Below are 17,285 nucleotides of genomic sequence, written 5' to 3'. Positions count from 1 at the left end.
TGCCGAGGGCCGCCGCGACCTCCCGATAGGCGTCCCGGCGGACATCCTGTCGGGCGTCCCCATAGGCCGGGTCGCGCGACAGCAGCCGCAACACCTGCTCCTTGCTCGGCATCTTCCCTCCCCGTTCGGATGGTGTCCGGTTCTCTCCCCTCTGTCCGATCAGCCGAAAACCGCCACCGCCTCGGGAAGGGCGAAGACCCGGTAAAGCGGCGTCGGCGGACCTCTATGCCTCTCACTTAAAGTGACTATAATCATCCGTACAGTTATCGGTCTGTTGGGGGGCTGGGCGATGGCGACCTCTGTGCACGGCTGGGCCGCTGCGATGACGTCTGCGTATGCTGGCGACATGAGCGCGCGAACCGCAGAACCTCCGGCCGACGGGTTGCCGGAGAAGGATCTGCGCGCGATCAGGGATGCGCTGGTCGTCCCCCAGGACGTGTACGGGTTCGACGCGGGACTCGCTCAGGCGCTCGCGGAGGTGCGTGAGAGTCTCGACGTGACCAAACTCGACAAGTTCGTCCACACGTGGTGGCTGATCGCGTGCGACAACATCAGAGATCCCGAAGGCCGCGTGGAGATGTACGAGCGTGCCGATCGTGTCCAGCGGCTCGCGGCTCGCGGCGAACCCGTGCCTCACGGTGACAAGACCTGGAAGCAACTCTTCGCCGACCGTGGCATCGAGGTCGACCTGTAGGTGTACGCGATCTGCGAGCCGGATCCCATTGCTCAGGAACAGATCGCGGCTCTTCCCGCCGACGCCGTCCGAAGTCTGGCCGAGGTGGTGAAGGCCCTGTCGCTGTCTCCCTGGTCGGGGACTCCGGTGAAACGAGAGAACCCTGACTGCAACATGTTGACGTGGGCATTCGCCGGCAAGGGCCTGGTGACGTACCTGGTGCTGGAGCCGCAGCGAGAGGTGTACATTGTCCGCGTCCAGTGGATCTAGCGGCGCGAGGCCGATCCTCCTGCAACATTCCGTCCGCGCGGTAGACGCATTCCGTCTCACCATGGTCGTACGGATCAGGGCAGCCAGGACTCGTCGTCGGTCGCACCGGCCAGGGCCCGGCGTAGCAGGTCGCGGAGGGTCTCGATCTCGTGCGGGGCGAGGCCGGAGAGGAAGTCGGGCTCGGACTCCAGGAGGGTCGCCTGGGCGTAGAGGATGGCGCGTTCGGTGCGCGGGGTGAGTTCGAGGCGGCGGGTGCGGCCGGTCATGCCGGGGAGGCGGCGCAGGTGGCCGGTTCGTTCGAGTTCGGCGGTCATCTCGTGGAGGGACTGGCGGGTGACGCCGAGTTGGCGGGCGAGTTCGGACATGGTGAGGGCCGGTTCCAGGCGCAGTTGCATCAGGAGGCCGAACTGGCGCACGGTCAGGTCGTGGGGGCGGAGTTCCTCTTCGGCGTGTCTGGCCGCCAGCGTCGCGGCGTACGCCAGTAGGTAGGCGATCGGTGGTTTGAGCGGGGGGCGCACGCCGTCACGATAGTCAGGGTTCCTGACATTTAGCGTGTTTTTCTGCCTAAGCTTTTCGAGCTTCGAGCCGGGACATCTCCCCGGCGACTCCCAATCAGCGATCGGCGCGACTGTGAGGCGCTGATTTGGTGTGCCCGAATTATCCATATATGTCCAGTATTTGAAGCAAGGAGAGGCGATGATTCACGCTCGCGGGCTGGCCCGGAGCTTCCGGGTCAAGAAGGGCGAGACCGTCGAGGCCGTGCGCGACCTCGACATCGACGTCGAGAAGGGCGAGCTGGTCGCCTTTCTCGGGCCGAACGGCGCGGGGAAGTCCACCAGCCTGCGCATGCTCACCACGCTGCTGCCGCCGACCGCCGGGACGGCGACCGTCGCCGGATGCGACATCCGTACCGATCCGTTCGGCGCGCGGCGGCGCATCGGCTACATCGGCCAGGGGCACGGCTCGGGGGACAACTTCCGCGTCCGCGACGAACTCCTCGACCAGGGACGCTGCTACGGCATGAGCCGGGCCGACGCGCGGCGGCGCGCCGACGAGTTGCTGGCGGGGCTGGACCTGGAGTCCCTCGGCGGCCGTGCGGCGAGCACCCTGTCGGGCGGCCAGCGCAGGCGGCTCGACATCGCCCTGGGCCTGATGCACCGGCCCGAGCTGCTGTTCCTCGACGAGCCCTCCACCGGGCTCGACCCGCAGAACCGCGCCAACCTGTGGGAACACATCCTGCGGCTGCGCGAGGAACACGGCACCACGATCTTCCTCACCACCCACTATCTGGACGAGGCCGACTCCATGGCCGAGCGCGTGATGATCATCGATCACGGCCGGGTCATCGCCGACGACACCCCCGAGCGGCTCAAGGCCGATCTCGCCGGTGACCTGATCACCGTGACCGTCGGCAGCGGGGAGGCGGCGCGGGCCGCCGAGATCGCCGCACGCCTCCCCACCGCGCACGAGATCACCTCGGGTCGCGGCACGCCGCCAGACGGCCGGGCGAACGGAGCGCCGGGCGGTGTGGGGGGCGGCGGTCCGGTGGAGGTGAGGGACGGCGGGACGGACACGGTCACGTTTCGCGTGCAGCACGGCCCCGCCGTACTGCCCGAACTCGTGCGTGCCCTGGACGCCGCCGCGCTGTGGACCCTCACCGCCGAGGTTCGGCGGCCGACCCTCGACGACGTGTTCCTCGCCCTCACCGGCCGCAGCCTGCGCGAGAGCGACCAGTCCCAGGAAGGAGCCTGATCATGACCACCGTGAGCATCACCGCCCCCCGCCGGATCGGCGGCGTCGGAGGCGTCGTCCGCGACGCCGCCACGGTGTTCGTCCGGGAGATCCGCCCCGAACTCCGCGCCCCGATGGGCCTGATCTTCGGCATGCTGCAGCCGCTGGTCTTCCTCGCCCTGTTCGGCCCGCTCCTGTACGGCATGCCGGGGGTCGGCGACGGCCCGCCCTGGCAGTGGTTCGTGCCCGGCAACCTCGTCATGATCGGCATATTCGGCGCAGGCTCGGCCGGCTACTACGTCCTGGTGGAGTCCGGCGGCGGCTCCCTGGAGCGCATGCTGGTCACCCCGCTCAACCGGGCCGCGATGATGATCGGCCGCACGCTTAAGGAGGCGGTGACGCTGCTGGTCCAGGCCATCCTGATCATCCTGGCGGTGCTGCCGTTCGGATTCCGGCTGTACCCGGCCGGGGTGCTCGCCGGCCTGGCCCTGCTGGTGGTGACCGGCGTCGGAATCGGCTCGCTGTCGTTCGCGCTCGCGCTGGCCGCCAAGCGCGCCCCGTCGCTGTTCTGGGCGGTGCAGCAGACGGTGACGTTTCCGCTGCTCCTGCTGTCGGGCGTGCTGCTGCCGATGGAGAACGCCCCGTCGTGGCTCGCCGCGGCGTCGACGGCCAACCCGCTGACGTACATCGTGAGCGCCGAGCGAGCCCTGTTCAAGGGCGACCTGACCGATGCCGCGGTCGTGCCCGGCGCGATCGCCGGCCTGGTCATCGCGGCCGTCGGCCTGGCGATCGGTATCCGGGGCATGCGCCGCGCCGCCCTGTAGGCCGCACGTGCGTGACGCCCGGCCGCGTCATGACGCCGGTGGCAGGGAGGACAACGAGCGCTTGACCGGCCGGGGCGTGGCCTCCGCCCCCGTGCTCCGCTGACGCCGCGTAATACGGCGTCAGCGGCCCCGGACGGTCAGCGACGACAACAGTTCGTCCGTGGCCTTGGCCACCGCGTCCACGGCCCGCTCGAACGCCTCGGCGTTGTGCGCGGCCGGAGCCCGGAAGCCCGAGATCTTGCGGACGTACTGCAACGCGGCGGCCCGCACGTCCTCGTCGGTGACGTGCTCTTCGAACGGCGGACGGAGGGTCTTGATGCTCCTGCACATGCCCCCATTCAACCGGCCGCCACCGACGATCCGAACACCTCGGATCCGAAGTCGTCGGCGATCTTGCGCATGCCGCGGGCGAGCTCGGCCAGGTCCACCGCCCCGATGCGATCGGACGGCCCGGACACCGACATGCTCGCGACCACCCGGTCCCCGTCGTGCACCGGCACCGCCAGGCAGTGCACGCCCGTCTCCTCCTCGCCGAGGTCGAGCGCGTACCCCTGCTCGCGCACCGCCTCCAGCTCGGCGAGCATCCCCTCCACCGAGGTGATCGTCTGGTCGGTGCGGCGCGGCATCCCGGTCCGTTCCAGGATCGCCGCCGCGTCCGCCCGGTCGGCGAGCAGCACCTTGCCCACCGCCGTGCTGTGCGCCGGCACCCGCCGCCCCACCTCGGCGAACATGCGCAGCCGCCGCGGCGAGGGCACCTGGGCCACGTACACCACGAAGTCGCCCTCCAGCACCGCCAGGTTCGCCGTCTCGCCCGACAGTTCCACCATGCGCGCCAGGTACGGCCGCGCCCACACCCCGACCATGCCCTCGGCCGCGCCGCCGAGCCGTACCAGCGCCCCGCCGAGGGCGTAGCGCCGGTCCGATTCCTGCCGCACGTAGCCGCGCGCGAGCAGGGTGCGCAGCAACCGGTGGATCGTCCCGTACGGCAGGCCGGTCGTGGCCGCGATCTCCGACAGACCGGCCTCGCCGCCGTGCCCGGCCAGCGCCTCGAGCACGTCGAGGGCGCGGTCCACCGACTGGACGCCGCTCACCGCGCCGCCGTCAGGGCCGAGACCGGGAGGCCGCGCAGCGAGGCGTCGAGCACCTGCGCGGTGTGCGCGACCGGGATCGGCCGCGCGCCGCCGCGCCGCAGGGCGGCGGCGATCTGCATCGTGCAGCCGGGGTTCGCCGACACCAGCAGGTCCGCGCCGGTCGCGGCGACCTGCGCGGCCTTGCGGTCGCCGAGCTGCCGCGCCGCCTCCGGCTGGAACAGGTTGTAGGTGCCGGCCGACCCGCAGCAGATGTCGGACTGGGCGATCTCCACCAGGCGCACCCCCGGGATGCCGTTCAGCAGCGCCCGCGGCTGCGCCCGCACGCCCTGCGCGTGCGCCAGGTGGCAGGCGTCGTGGTAGGCGACCGTGACGTCGAGGGGGTGCCGCTCGGCCGCCGGGCCCAGCTCGGCCAGGTATTCGGCCAGGTCGGTGAACCGCAGCCCCTTCGCCCGCACCTGCCACGCCGGGTCGTCGGCGAGCAGCTCGGCGTACTCCTTGGTCGTGGAGCCGCACCCGGCCGCGTTCACCACGACGGTGTCCACCCCGGCCCGTTCGAACGTCTCGATCGTGCGCCGGGCGAACCGCGCCGCCTCCTCCGGCCGCCCCGAGTGCACCGACAGCGCCCCGCAGCAGCCCTGCCCCGGCGGGATCACCACGTCGCAGCCCTCCAGCGCGAGCACCCGGGCCGTCGCCGCGTTCACCTGCGGGAAGAACTCGCCCTGTACGCACCCGGTGAGCAGGCCGACCCGCGCCCGGCGTGGCCCGCGGGCGTCGACGAGGCGCGGCAGCCGTACGCGGGGGGTGATCGGCGGGGCGAGGTCGGCCATCGCCCCCAGCCGCGCGTCGATCCGCCCGAGCAGGGGCGCGAGGCGGCGCCGCAGGCCCTCGGTGAGCCGCAGCGGCAGCCGCAGCGCCCGCAGCCGGCGCGGATAGGGGAACAGGCGGAACACCAGCTCACGGAAGGCCCGGTCGGACGGCGGGCGCCGGTGCTCCCGCTCCACCTCGGCCCGCGCCTGCTCGATCAGCCGGTCGTAGCGCACCCCCGACGGGCACGCCGTCACGCACGCCATGCAGCCCAGGCAGGCGTCGAAGTGCCCGGCCATCTCGGGGGTGACCGGGGTGCCTTCGACGTGCTGCCCCATGAGGTGGATGCGCCCGCGCGGCGAGTCCATCTCCTCGCCCCACAACTGGTACGTCGGGCACGTGGGCAGGCAGAAGCCGCAGTGCACGCAGGTGTCGATCAGTTCGGGATCGATGCCCGGGGGTCCCTGCCCGATGTGTTCGGCCGTCATCAGATCCCTCCAACAAACCTGCCGGGCGCCATCACACGCTCGGGGTCGAACCGTTCCTTGACCCGCCGCATCAGCCCGAGCGCCCCGACGCGCCCCCACCGGTCGACCCGGCGGGCGATCTCCTCCGGCGCGGTCACCACGAACACCCGGCCGCCCACGGCCTCGACGCCGTCGCGCATGTCCGTGACGAAGCGCTCGGCGCGCTCGGGCGCGACGTCCGCGGGCAGCGCCACGTGCAGCACCGCCGTCGCCGCCGAGCCGCGCGCCCGGATGTCGGCCGTCGCGGCGGAGCCGATCTCGGCCATCGCGGTGCCGATCTCGCCGGGCGGCACCCGGACCTCCAGCAGGATCTCCTCACCCGGCGGCCGTCCCCACCAGGGCGGCGGCCCGGTGCTCACGCCCGCCTGCGCGCCGTGGGCGCTCAGCAGCTCCTGTACGGCTCGCGCCCGGTCCTCGGCCGCCGACCCCTCGACGAGCACGGCCACCGTGAACGGCCCGAACAGCACCTCCGGCCAGTCGATCTCGATCGCCGACGGCTCGGCCGCCGAGGTCGCGACCGGCCCGATGACCTGGAGCGGATCCACGGGGAAGTCGTTGACGAAGCGCCGCTCGCCGTGCTCGTCCACGTACTCGCGGGAGATCGGGTAGGTCGCGGTCACCCAGCGGCGGTCGGCGGGCAGCGGGTGCAGGCGGAACGTCGCCTCGGCGATCACGCCGAGCGTGCCGTACGAGCCGGTGAACAGCTTGCCGAGGTCGTAGCCGGCCACGTTCTTGACCACCTTGCCGCCGGATTTGGCGACGGTGCCGTCGGCGAGCACGATGGTCGCGCCGATGAGCAGGTCGCGGGCGGTGCCGTAGCGCAGCCGGCGCGGCCCGGCGATCGCGGTGGCGAGCGTGCCGCCGACGGTGGCGTCCGGGTCGGGCACGTCGAGGGCGAGTTCCTGGCCGCCGCGCGCCAGCGTCTGGGCGAGCGTGCCCATGGTCACGCCCGCCTGCACGCGTACCACCAGGTCGCCGGAGGCGTGTTCGAGCACCTCGTTGAGGCAGCAGGTGTCGATCAGCAGGTCGCAGCGCTCGGGCGGGCGGCCCCAGTGCAGCTTGGTGCCGCCGCCGACCGGCACCACGGCGAGCCCGTGCGCGCTCGCGACGCGCAGCACGGCGGCGATCTCCTCGGTGCTCTCCGGCAGCGCCACCCAGCGCGGCTTGACGCCCGCCACGTCGTCGTCGGGGCCCGCGTCCCGCAGGGTCACGCCGGTCGCGGCGAGCGCCTCGGCGGCGGTGGACTCCCGGGTGGGGTCGGCGGCGGTCATCAGAACAGCTCCGCCTGGCCGGAGGCGACGAGCGGGTGCACGCCCTTGCGCACCCCCGGCGCCTCGCCGCACAGCCGTGGGGTGGGGAAGACCTTGCCCGGATTGGAGAGATTGTCGGGGTCGAACGCGCACCGCACCAGTTGCATGGTGTCGAGGTCCTCGTCGCTGAACATTCTCGTCATATATCGGGATTTATCCACGCCGACGCCGTGCTCACCGGTGATCGAGCCGCCGTGCTCGATGCACAGGTCGAGGATCCGCCCGCTGACGAGCTCGGCCCGCTCCCCGGCGCCCTCCTCCTCGTCGTCGAACAGCACCAGCGGATGCAGGTTGCCGTCCCCGGCGTGAAACACGTTCGCCACGCGGATGCCGTACTCGCGCGACAGCTCGTCGATGCCCGCGAGCACCCGGGGCAGCGCGGTGCGCGGCACCACCCCATCCTGCACCAGGTACGCCGGGCTGATCCGGCCCACGGCGGCGAACGCGGACTTGCGGCCCTTCCAGATCGCGGCGCGCTCGGCCGCGTCCTGCGCCACGCGCAGCTCGAACGCGCCGCTGTCCAGGCACAGCCGCTCCACCTGGTAATACTGGCGCTCCACCTCCGCCAGCGGGCCGTCGAGCTCCACCACGAGCACCGCGCCCGCGCCCTCCGGATAGCCGCAGGCGACCGCCGCCTCGGCGGCCTCGATGGACAGCGCGTCCATCATCTCGATCGCGGCCGGGACGACCCCCGCGCCGATGATCGCCGACACCGCCCGGCCGCCCGACTCGATGTCCTCGAAGGCGGCAAGCAGCGTGGTGACGGCCTCGGGGGTGCAGGTCAGGCGGACGGTGATCTTGGTGGCGATGCCGAGCGTGCCCTCCGAGCCGACGAACGCGCCCAGCAGGTCGTACCCGGGATCCATGCGGCTGAGCTCGACGATGTCGCCGTCCGGGGTGACGATCTCGCACGCCTCGATGTGGTTGACGGTGAAGCCGTACTTCAGGCAGTGCGCGCCGCCGGAGTTCTCGGCGACGTTGCCGCCGATCGAGCAGATCTGCTGGCTGGAGGGGTCGGGGGCGTAGTAGAAGCCCTCGTCGCGCACGGCCTCGGTGATCGCCAGGTTGGTCACGCCGGGCTCGACGATCGCGCGGCGGCTCGGCAGGTCGATCGACAGGATCCGGCGCATGCGGGAGGTGACGATGAGCACGCCGTCGGTGCGGGGGAGCGCGCCGCCGGACAGGCCGGTGCCCGAGCCGCGGGCCACGAACGGCACGGCGTGCTCGTTGCACGCCCGCACGATCGCGGCGATCTGCTCGGCGGTCTCGGGCAGTACGACGACGCCGGGGGTGGCGCGGTGGTAGGTGAGGCCGTCGCACTCGTAGGTGCGCAGCCGTACCGGGTCGGTGATCACCGCCTCGCCGCCGAGGATCTCCCGGCAGCGGGACGCGACCCGGGCCAGCGCCTCGCCACCCGGTTCCGGATCGTAGGTCTCGCTCACGGCGGCCTCCTCCTCGCAGGATTCGCCATCAGCGAGACCTTACGTCGTACAAACGCACATGTCATGGCATGCGGGCGTAGGCGGGGAGGGTGAGGAACTCGGCGAAGTCGTCGTCCAGCGCGACCTCCTTGAACAGCTCGGCGGCCTTGCCGTACAGGTCGGCGTCGTAACCGGGCTCGGCGGCGATGCCGGCGAGCTCCTCCTCGATGATCCGCTCCACCAGCTCCTTGGTGACGGTCTCGCCGGTGTCGGCGAGCGCGATGTCGTTGTGGATCCACTGCCACACCTGCGAGCGGCTGATCTCGGCGGTCGCGGCGTCCTCCATCAGGTTGTGGATCGCCACCGCGCCGTTGCCGCCGATCCACGCCGCCAGGTACCGCAGCGCGACGTCCACGTTGTTGCGCAGCCCCGCCTCGGTGATCTCGCCGGGCGTCTCGGAGACGGCGAGCAGGTCGGCGGCCGACACCGAGACGTCCTCGCGCAGCCGGTCGAGCTGGTTGGGACGGTCCCCGAGCACGCCGTCGAAGACCTCCTTGCAGATCGGCACCAGGTCCGGGTGGGCGACCCAGGAGCCGTCGAAGCCGTCGCCGGACTCGCGGGTCTTGTCCGCGCGCACCTTCTCCAGCGCGACCTTGTTCACCTCCGGGTCGCGCCGCGAGGGGATGAACGCGGCCATGCCGCCGATCGCGTGCGCGCCGCGCTTGTGGCAGGTACGCACCAGCAGCTCGGTGTAGGCGCGCATGAACGGCGCGGTCATCGTCACCGCGTTGCGCTCGGGCAGCAGGAACTCCCGGCCCCGGGTGCGGAATTTCTTGATCACGCTGAACAGGTAGTCCCAGCGTCCGGCGTTGAGGCCCGCCGAGTGCTCGCGCAGCTCGTACAGGATCTCCTCCATCTCGAACGCCGCCGGATACGTCTCGATCAGCACGGTCGCCCGGATCGTGCCCCGGTCCAGCCCGAGCAGCTCCTGGGCGCGCACGAAGACGTCGTTCCAGAGCCGGGCCTCCAGGTGGCTCTCCAGCTTCGGCAGGTAGAAGTACGGCCCCTTGCCCTTGTCGAGCTGCCGCTTGGCGCAGTGGAACAGGTACAGGCCGAAGTCGACCAGCGAGCCCGACGCCGCCGCGCCGTCCACGGTGATGTGCTTCTCCTCCAGGTGCCAGCCGCGCGGGCGCACCACGATCGTGGCGAGCTCGTCGTCGCGGCGCAGCGCGTACGACTTGCCGCCGGTCTCGAAGTCGATCGTGCGGTCCAGCGCGTCGCGCAGGTTGAGCTGCCCGCCGATCACGTTCTCCCACAGCGGCGAGTTGGCGTCCTCGAAGTCGGCGAGCCACACCTTCGCGCCGGAGTTGAGCGCGTTGATCGTCATCTTCCGGTCGGTCGGGCCGGTGATCTCCACGCGGCGGTCGACCAGCCCGGGGGCGGGCTCGGCCACCCGCCAGGAGTCGTCCTCGCGGATGTGCTTGGTCTCGGCCAGGAAGTCGAGGCTCGCCCCGGCCGACAGCTCCTGCTGCCGGGCCTGCCGGGCGTCGAGGAGCTCCAGGCGACGCGCGTTGAACTCGCGCTGCAGCGCGGCCACGTAGGCCACCGCCTCCGGCGTGAGGATCTCATCGAATCGGGTAAGCAGCGGGCCGGTGATTTCAACGCCGTCCATGGGGCTTCCTTTCCAGGATGCGGAAAAGTGATTCTGGAATATGGAAATCACGCTACTTCATGCCATATTCCAGGGTCAACGAGGGCGGGCGCGGGCAGGGACGGCCTCGGAAGCCCGGCCCGCCCGCCGTCGCCGATCACACCCGCGAGGCGGCCGCTCCCGCTTGACCGGCCGCTACGGCGGGGCGGAGCAGCGTGCGGTGGCGGTGGATCCTCCGGGTGACGACCAGCACGCCGGCGATGATCAGTGCCCGGGCGGCGAGGGAGAGCGGGCCGGCCTCAGGACCGTAGGCGCCGCCGGTCAGCAGGTCCGGGCCGTGGTCACGCAAGGTCAGCAGGCCGCCGATCACATCATGCTCGGCCAGGAAGGGCACGCCCAGGCGATGCTCGCCGCTGACCGGGTACCCGAGCAGTGTTCCCTGAACGAAGTTCCACGCGAAGTGCATGGCGATCGGCATCCACAACCGCCCGGTCCGCAGCAGTGCGAGCCCGTACATCAGCCCGCCCACGGCGCTGCTGACCGCCCCCAGGACGCTGCCGTCCCCGTCGGCCAGGTGCACGGCTCCGAACAGCGCCGAACTGACGGCCAGCGCGACCCAGGGCCTGCCGGTGATGACGAGGAGCGCGATCAGCAGGCCCATGCGGCTGACGATCTCCTCCAGGGCCGCCCAGCTCAGGAACGCGGTGAAGCCGTGCCACAGCACCTCGCCGCGTACGCCGACGGAGACGACCTCGGTGCCGCCCGTGGCGACGAGCGTGGCGAACAGCAGGGACATCGCGACGGCGACGATCGACAATCCCGCACCGACCTCGAGCCCGAGCCCCGGTCGGCGGACGCCGAACCCGAGCGTGGTACGCCCGCGAAGACGGGCGACGACGGAAACGACCAGCGCGATCAGAAAGACGGCCCAGATGGCCGCGCCGATGAGGTCCATACGCGGGAGGCTATGAATCGGGCGTTCGGCCCGGAATCCGGCGGCCAACCGTATTCACGGTAGGGCAGGCCATACCGTTACGCGGGTCCCGTGCGACCGGCGTCAGGCGCGAGGTAGGGGCAACCTCAGGGCGGTTTCCGGGCGTTCCCTGATGGGTTCGCGGCCCGTCGGGCGGCAGGCTTGGCGTATGAAGACGTTAACGGGAGGGCGGACGGCCGGTACGGCGCGGAGGGCGGTGGCCGCCGCGGGGGCGATCACCGCTTCGGTGATCGTGCTGGGCGCCTGCGGGGTCGGCAACGTGATCGGCCCGGAGCACGAGGACAAGGTCGGCTACAACGTGACGGACGCGGTGACGAAAGTGCGGGTCGAGAGCGGGTCCGGCGGCATCACCGTCGTCGAGTCCGCCAGGTCCGGCATCGCCGTCACCGAGACGCTGCAATGGCGGGGCAACGAGGACAGCAGGCCGAAGACCAGCCATGAGGTGAACGGTGGCCTGCTCACGCTCACCTACGACTGCCCCGGCCTCGTGGGCAACTGCAGCGTGGAGTACCGGGTTGAGATCCCGCGCGGGCTCAGCGTCAAGGCGGACACCGGTTCCGGGGAGGTCGTGCTGCGCGGGCTCTCCGGGCAGGTCGAGGCGACCACGGGCTCGGGGGGCATCAACGGCGCCGACCTGACCGGCAAGCGGGTGGTCGGGGAGACCGGATCCGGCGACGTCGAGCTGCGCTTCGGCGCGACGCCCGACGACGTCAGGGTCGAGACCGGCTCGGGCAACGGCGTGGTGCGGGTGCCCGCGGGGTCCTACAACGTGATCACCGAAACCGGCTCGGGAGAGCAGCAGGTGGAGGTGGGCCGGGATTCCGCCGCCCCCAGGAAGATCGACGTCAGCACCGGCTCGGGCGATGTCAAGGTGCTGCCGAACTCTCCGGCGTAGGAACGTGCCCGCCCGGGCGTTTCGCCCCCAGGCGAAGCCCCAGCCGAAGCCCCCAGCCGAAGCCCCCAGACGAAGCCCCAGACGAAGCCCCAGACGAAGCATGGATAACCAGGTGATTCGGGGGGCGTGGGCGTGGCACGATCGGGGAAGACACCCGTTCATCGGGGTGTTGTACGAGAATGCATACGAAACGAGTGGGGCGCGCGACGACGCCGTCCCCGTGAGCGCTTAGGAGCGCGACTATAACCGCTGAGAACACCTACACCGACAGCCGGTTCGACGGCCGCCGCGCCCGCTTCACCAAGGACGGGCGCGACCGGGACGAGGCGCTTCGCCCGGCCTCGTCGGGCGACCTCGACGCCGACGACCGCTACGAGGCCGACCGTTACGAGGACCGTTACGAGGACGACCGTTACGAGGCCGACGTTCCCGAGACCGGCGAGCTCGACCTCGCCGACCGGCAGGCGCTGCGCCGGGTGGCCGGGTTCTCGACCGAGCTGGAGGACGTCACCGAGGTCGAGTACCGGCGGCTCCGGCTGGAGCGCGTGGTGCTCGTCGGCGTGTGGACCTCGGGCACCGCGACCGACGCCGAGAACTCGCTGCAGGAGCTCAAGCAGCTCGCCGAGACGGCGGGTTCGGTGGTGCTGGAGGGCCTGATCCAGCGTCGCCAGCGGCCCGACCCCGCCACCTACATCGGCTCGGGCAAGGCCGTCGAGCTGCGCGACATCGTGGCCGCCACCGGCGCGGACACGGTGATCTGCGACGGCGAGCTGACCCCCGGCCAGCTCCGCCAGCTTGAGGACGTCGTGAAGGTCAAGGTCATCGACCGTACCGCGCTGATCCTCGACATCTTCGCCCAGCACGCCAAGAGCCGCGAGGGCAAGGCGCAGGTCGAGCTGGCCCAGTTGCAGTACCTGCTGCCGCGTCTGCGCGGCTGGGGCGGCAACCTGTCCCGCCAGGTCGGCGGACGCGCCGCGGGCGGCGTCGGCATCGGCGGACGCGGCCCCGGTGAGACCAAGATCGAGCTGGACCGCCGCCGGATCCGCGAGCGCATGGCGAAGCTGCGCCGCCAGATCTCCGGCATGTCCGCGTCACGGGAGACCAAGCGGGCGAGCCGGCAGCGCCGCGAGGTGCCCGCCGTGGCGATCGCCGGCTACACCAACGCCGGCAAGTCCTCCCTGCTCAACCGCCTCACCGGGGCGGGCGTGCTGGTGGAGGACGCGCTGTTCGCCACGCTCGACCCGACCGTGCGCCGGGCGCGCACGCCGGACGGCCGGCTGTTCACCCTCGCCGACACCGTCGGGTTCGTACGGCACCTGCCGCACCAGCTGGTCGAGGCGTTCCGCTCCACGCTGGAGGAGGTCTCCGACGCGGACCTGATCCTGCACGTGGTCGACGGCTCGCACCCCGACCCGGAGTCGCAGCTTTCGGCCGTCCGCGAGGTGCTCGCCGAGCTGGACGCCCTCGACATCCCGGAGATCGTGGTCATCAACAAGGCCGACGCCGCCAACCCGGAGACGCTCAACCGGCTGACCCGGCGCGAGCGGCACAGCGTGGTCGTGTCCGCGAAGACCGGTGAGGGCGTCAAGGAGCTGCTCGCCGCCATCGAGCGCGATCTGCCGCGGATGGACCACGAGGTCCGGCTGCTGGTGCCGTACGAGCGGGGGGACCTGATCGCGCGGGTGCACGACGAGGGCGAGGTCCTCGGCGTGGATCACACCGCCGAGGGCACCCTGCTGCACGCCCGCGTACTGCCGGGTCTGTTCGCCGAGCTGGAAAAGTGCGCCGTTCGGGAGAAGGTCGGCGCGACGCCCGAGACGCTCGCATAGCGTGAGCATGTAGCACTATGGTTACACCGTTTCGGTCACGCTGCGTGATCGAAACGGTGTGACTCGTGGCGTCAGGAAACCTCGCAGTTCCGACGAAAAACGACAGTGGTCCCCGTGGCCGGAGATTGCTACGATTACGGGAACCTAACGAGAGATCCTGGCGCGGGTTCATCATGATGACGGCTGTGAGTGCTGTTGCGGGCGGGGGGCGTGCGTCGAGGTCGAGTCTGGCCTGTCTGAGCAGACTCGGATGTGACGGGGGAGATGTCCGGGAGCACCGGATGCGCGAGAGACGTTTCGGCGTTCTTCTCAATAACCCTGTACAGCGAGCCAATCTGTGAAATAACGTAACTGAACTGAAATCGCCGAATCATGATCTCGGCGATACGGTCTTCGCACAACGATGCGATGAGAGCAGGAGACCCCCCGATGACGTCCGGACACAAGGCGGACCTGGCGGGCCTGGAGCCCGGCATGGGCTGGGCCGTCCGACCGTGCCCGGATACGCCGGCGGTGATGCGATGACCGTTCGCCTGCTGACCAACATCGGCCGGTTGTGGACCGGCAACGATGTCTGCAGCAACGCCGCCATCCTCGTGCACAACGATCGCATCGCCTGGGTGGGGCGGGCGGCCGACCTTCCGCAGAGCGTTCCCGGCGTCGTGGACGACATCGTCGACGTCGACCACGTGGAGAACCTCGGCGGCGCGCTCGTCACCCCCGGCCTGATCGACGCCCACACCCACCCGGTCTACGCGGGCAACCGCTGGGCCGAGCTCGCCATGCGCTCCGGCGGCTCCTCGCCGAGCGCGATCAACGCCGCGGGCGGCGGCATCGGCTCCACCGTCACCGTGACCCGCGGAACCGACCCGTGGACGCTGTGCAACGGCGTCCGCGAGCGCCTGCGCGACTGGCTGCTGTCCGGCACCACGACCGTCGAGGCGAAGACCGGCTTCCACCTCACCCGCGACGGCGAGCTCGCCGACGTGCGGCTCCTGCGCGAGCTGGAGAAGGAGCCGATGATGCCGAGGGTGCACGTCACCTTCCTCGCGGCGCACGTCGTCCCGCCGGAGTACTTCGGCCGCCAGCGCGACTACGTCGAGGCCGTGGGCGCCTGGTGCGCCGACGCGGCGGCGGCCGGCGCCGACAGCGTGGACGTCTACTGCGACGACGGCCACTTCTCCACCGAGGAGGCCCGCTGGGTGCTGGCCTCCGGCCGAAACGTCGGCCTCCAGCCCCGCATCCACGCCGGCGTCCACAGCCGCCGCGGCGCCGTCCAACTCGCCGCCGAGATGGGCTGCGCCTCCGCCGACCTCCTCCACCACTGCTCCGACGAGGACATCGCCGCCCTGTCCCGCTACGGCGTCCCCGCCGTCGTCTGCCCCGGCAGCGCCCTCCAGCAGGGCCAGCCCCCGGTACGCCGCATGCTCGCCCAGGGCGTCACCATCGCCCTCGGCAGCGACCACAACCCCGGCCACTGCGGCATCACCTCGATGTCCCTGGTCATCAGCCTCGCCGTAGCCGCCTTCGGCATCAGCGTCGGCGACGCCCTCCGCGCAGCCACCCTCGGCGGCGCCCACGTCCTCGGCGCTCCCGACCGCGGCGTCCTCGCCCCCGGCCGTCTCGCCGACATCGTCCAGTGGGATGCCGACCACGAGGGCGCGTTCGCCTGGGCCTTCGGCCTCAAGCCCCGCCGCGTCTGGCGCGGCGGCACCCCGGTCCAGTAGGACCGCGCCTTCGACCGCGGTGGCGCGTCGCCGCCGATACTCGGTCTCGCCTCGTGAAAATTTCACCTCGTGTCCCGGACGGTCGTGATCGTCCTGTCGCGCCGCAGGAGCGGCTCGATCCGTTTCACGGGTACGTCATGGTGCCCAGACGCTGTTGGAGGGCGGGTCGGGGACCGTGACGGGCGGCGGTCGGGGCGCTTTCCGTGCTGGCGTGCTCGGGCACCCAGCGCGCGCCGGATCGGACGATTGTGCGACGAATTAGTGGTCTTCGGGCCGTCCACAACCGGTTGTGGCGGACTACTCTCTGGGCATGCCGCCTTCGGTCGCCATCGTCACCGACTCCACCGCCTGCCTTGATCCGGAAGAGACCGACCGGTATGGCATCGTCGTGATCCCGCTCCAAGTGCTGGCCGGTGGCCGCACCATGGACGATGTCGTACTCCGCGAGGGTGACCTGGCGGCGCGCCTGCGCGAGTGGTCTCCGATCACCACCTCGCGGCCGTCGCCCGAGGCGTTCCGACGGGCGTACGAGGAGGCGGCCGGGCGTGGCGCCTCCGGGGTGCTCTCCATCCACCTGTCCGCCGAATTGTCGGGCACCGTGGACTCCGCCCGCCTCGCCGCCGCCGACCCGCCCATCCCCGTCGAGGTCCTCGACAGCCGTTCGCTCGGCATGGGTCTGGGCTTCCCGGTCCTCGCCGCAGCCGCTGCCGCCGCCCACGGAGCCCCGCTCACCGAGACCGCCGAAGCCGCCCGCCGCTGCATGGGTTCCGTGCACTGCTACTTCTACCTCGACACCCTGGAGTACCTGCGACGCGGCGGCCGCATCGGCGCCGCCGCCAGCCTTGTGGGTTCCGCCCTGGCCATCAAACCCCTCCTGCACATCAGCAACGGTGCCATCGCCCCATTGGAGAAGGTCCGCACCGCCACCCGCGCCCTGGCCCGTCTGGAGGACCTCGCCGTTCAGGCCGCCGCGGAGGACCCTGTGGACGTCGCCATCCAGCACCTGGCCGCCCTGCCCCGAGCCGAGGATCTGGCCGAACGCCTGACCAAGCGCATCCCCCGCCTCAACCGACTCCGCCTCACCGAGACGGACCTGGTGATCGCCGCCCACACCGGCCCCGGCATGCTGGGCGTCACCATCGCGCCGCCTCACCCTTCGGCGGACTGAACGGCGATCATCCCGGCGGCCTGGCGTACGAGGCCCCTCCGCTCGGACCGCCGTCGCAGATGCAAAGTTGCCGTGAGGGCGTTTCCGGACGATGTGGAGCGGAACAACCGCTCCGTCAGTTTCTCCTCCACAGGGAACAAAACGCGCTTGCGCGACTTGTGCGTGAACTACGTCGGCAGTGGTCCGAACTTTGTGTTCGAGTCATATGGGATCACAACCCTCGTGAACGGGCAGGGCGGATGCACAGTGCGTGACCCCCACCGAAGCCCCGGAGATCTCGCCCCGGAGATCGCGGCCCGGAGATCGCGGCCCGGACCCGACGCGGACAGACGGTCGGCGCGATATCCCCAGAACGCCATTCTGCTGCCGT

General features: G+C 71.2%; 15 protein-coding genes and 1 pseudogene. 8 read left to right on the top strand and 8 right to left on the bottom strand.

Annotation, left to right across the window (positions count from 1 at the left end; translation table 11 throughout):
• Positions 1-346 precede the first annotated feature (346 nt).
• A complete protein-coding gene (locus AB0K60_RS11835; RefSeq protein ID WP_364051876.1) occupies positions 347-694 on the top strand; it encodes a DUF6247 family protein in 348 nt (115 codons plus the stop codon).
• Positions 695-943: a hypothetical protein gene (locus tag AB0K60_RS11830; protein ID WP_364051873.1), complete on the top strand. Its 249-nt coding sequence runs from the start codon at positions 695-697 to the stop codon at positions 941-943.
• A gap of 74 nt (positions 944-1,017) precedes the next feature.
• Here the strand turns inward: AB0K60_RS11830 and AB0K60_RS11825 are convergent, their stop codons facing one another.
• A complete protein-coding gene (locus AB0K60_RS11825) occupies positions 1,018-1,461 on the bottom strand; it encodes a MarR family transcriptional regulator (protein WP_364051870.1) in 444 nt (147 codons plus the stop codon).
• Between the two features lie 178 nt (positions 1,462-1,639).
• On the opposite strand from AB0K60_RS11825, the gene AB0K60_RS11820 reads away from it, so the two are divergent.
• Both AB0K60_RS11820 and AB0K60_RS11815 read left to right on the top strand, forming a co-directional pair.
• On the top strand, positions 1,640-2,695 hold the full coding sequence (locus AB0K60_RS11820; RefSeq protein WP_364051867.1) for an ATP-binding cassette domain-containing protein: 1,056 nt from the start codon (positions 1,640-1,642) through the stop codon (positions 2,693-2,695).
• 2 nt (positions 2,696-2,697) lie between these two features.
• Positions 2,698-3,498, top strand: a complete 801-nt coding sequence (locus AB0K60_RS11815; protein WP_364051864.1) for an ABC transporter permease — start codon at positions 2,698-2,700, stop codon at positions 3,496-3,498.
• Positions 3,499-3,618: 120 nt separating this feature from the next.
• Here the strand turns inward: AB0K60_RS11815 and AB0K60_RS11810 are convergent, their stop codons facing one another.
• The 7 genes from AB0K60_RS11810 to AB0K60_RS11780 form a co-directional block, all read right to left on the bottom strand.
• The gene (locus tag AB0K60_RS11810) at positions 3,619-3,828 is read right to left on the bottom strand and encodes a DUF2277 domain-containing protein (RefSeq protein ID WP_364051861.1); all 210 of its coding nucleotides are present in this window, start codon (positions 3,826-3,828) and stop codon (positions 3,619-3,621) included.
• 8 nt (positions 3,829-3,836) lie between these two features.
• Positions 3,837-4,589 carry an IclR family transcriptional regulator gene (locus AB0K60_RS11805; protein ID WP_364051858.1) on the bottom strand — a complete coding sequence of 251 codons (753 nt, stop codon included), beginning with the start codon at positions 4,587-4,589 and terminating at the stop codon, positions 3,837-3,839.
• A complete protein-coding gene (locus tag AB0K60_RS11800) occupies positions 4,586-5,881 on the bottom strand; it encodes a heterodisulfide reductase-related iron-sulfur binding cluster (protein ID WP_364051855.1) in 1,296 nt (431 codons plus the stop codon). Before AB0K60_RS11800 ends, AB0K60_RS11805 begins: the two co-directional genes overlap by 4 nt.
• On the bottom strand, positions 5,881-7,191 hold the full coding sequence (locus AB0K60_RS11795) for an FAD-binding oxidoreductase (protein WP_364051852.1): 1,311 nt from the start codon (positions 7,189-7,191) through the stop codon (positions 5,881-5,883). Before AB0K60_RS11795 ends, AB0K60_RS11800 begins: the two co-directional genes overlap by 1 nt.
• Positions 7,191-8,633: an FAD-linked oxidase C-terminal domain-containing protein gene (locus tag AB0K60_RS11790; protein ID WP_364052108.1), complete on the bottom strand. Its 1,443-nt coding sequence runs from the start codon at positions 8,631-8,633 to the stop codon at positions 7,191-7,193. The genes AB0K60_RS11795 and AB0K60_RS11790 overlap by 1 nt, the downstream gene beginning before the upstream one ends.
• Before the next feature lie 100 nt (positions 8,634-8,733).
• Entirely contained in the window at positions 8,734-10,323 is a 1,590-nt protein-coding gene (gene aceB, locus AB0K60_RS11785; RefSeq protein ID WP_364051849.1) for a malate synthase A, read from the bottom strand.
• A gap of 136 nt (positions 10,324-10,459) precedes the next feature.
• Positions 10,460-11,257 (bottom strand): CPBP family intramembrane glutamic endopeptidase, encoded by a 798-nt coding sequence (locus AB0K60_RS11780; RefSeq protein WP_364051846.1) that lies wholly within the window; start codon positions 11,255-11,257, stop codon positions 10,460-10,462.
• A 187-nt stretch (positions 11,258-11,444) separates the two neighbouring features.
• On the opposite strand from AB0K60_RS11780, the gene AB0K60_RS11775 reads away from it, so the two are divergent.
• From AB0K60_RS11775 to AB0K60_RS11760, 4 genes and pseudogenes are all read left to right on the top strand, one after another.
• Entirely contained in the window at positions 11,445-12,191 is a 747-nt protein-coding gene (locus tag AB0K60_RS11775) for a DUF4097 family beta strand repeat-containing protein (protein WP_364051843.1), read from the top strand.
• 425 nt (positions 12,192-12,616) lie between these two features.
• Positions 12,617-14,020, top strand: a pseudogene (gene hflX / locus AB0K60_RS11770) (GTPase HflX); the annotation flags it as partial.
• 521 nt (positions 14,021-14,541) lie between these two features.
• Positions 14,542-15,747: an amidohydrolase family protein gene (locus tag AB0K60_RS11765; protein ID WP_364051840.1), complete on the top strand. Its 1,206-nt coding sequence runs from the start codon at positions 14,542-14,544 to the stop codon at positions 15,745-15,747.
• A 310-nt stretch (positions 15,748-16,057) separates the two neighbouring features.
• Positions 16,058-16,915 (top strand): DegV family protein, encoded by an 858-nt coding sequence (locus AB0K60_RS11760; protein WP_364051837.1) that lies wholly within the window; start codon positions 16,058-16,060, stop codon positions 16,913-16,915.
• Positions 16,916-17,285: the final 370 nt, after the last annotated feature.

Source organism: Thermopolyspora sp. NPDC052614, from assembly GCF_040678635.1.
Taxonomy (GTDB): Bacteria; Actinomycetota; Actinomycetes; order Streptosporangiales; family Streptosporangiaceae; genus Thermopolyspora.
This window is presented reverse-complemented; position numbering and strand designations above follow the sequence as displayed.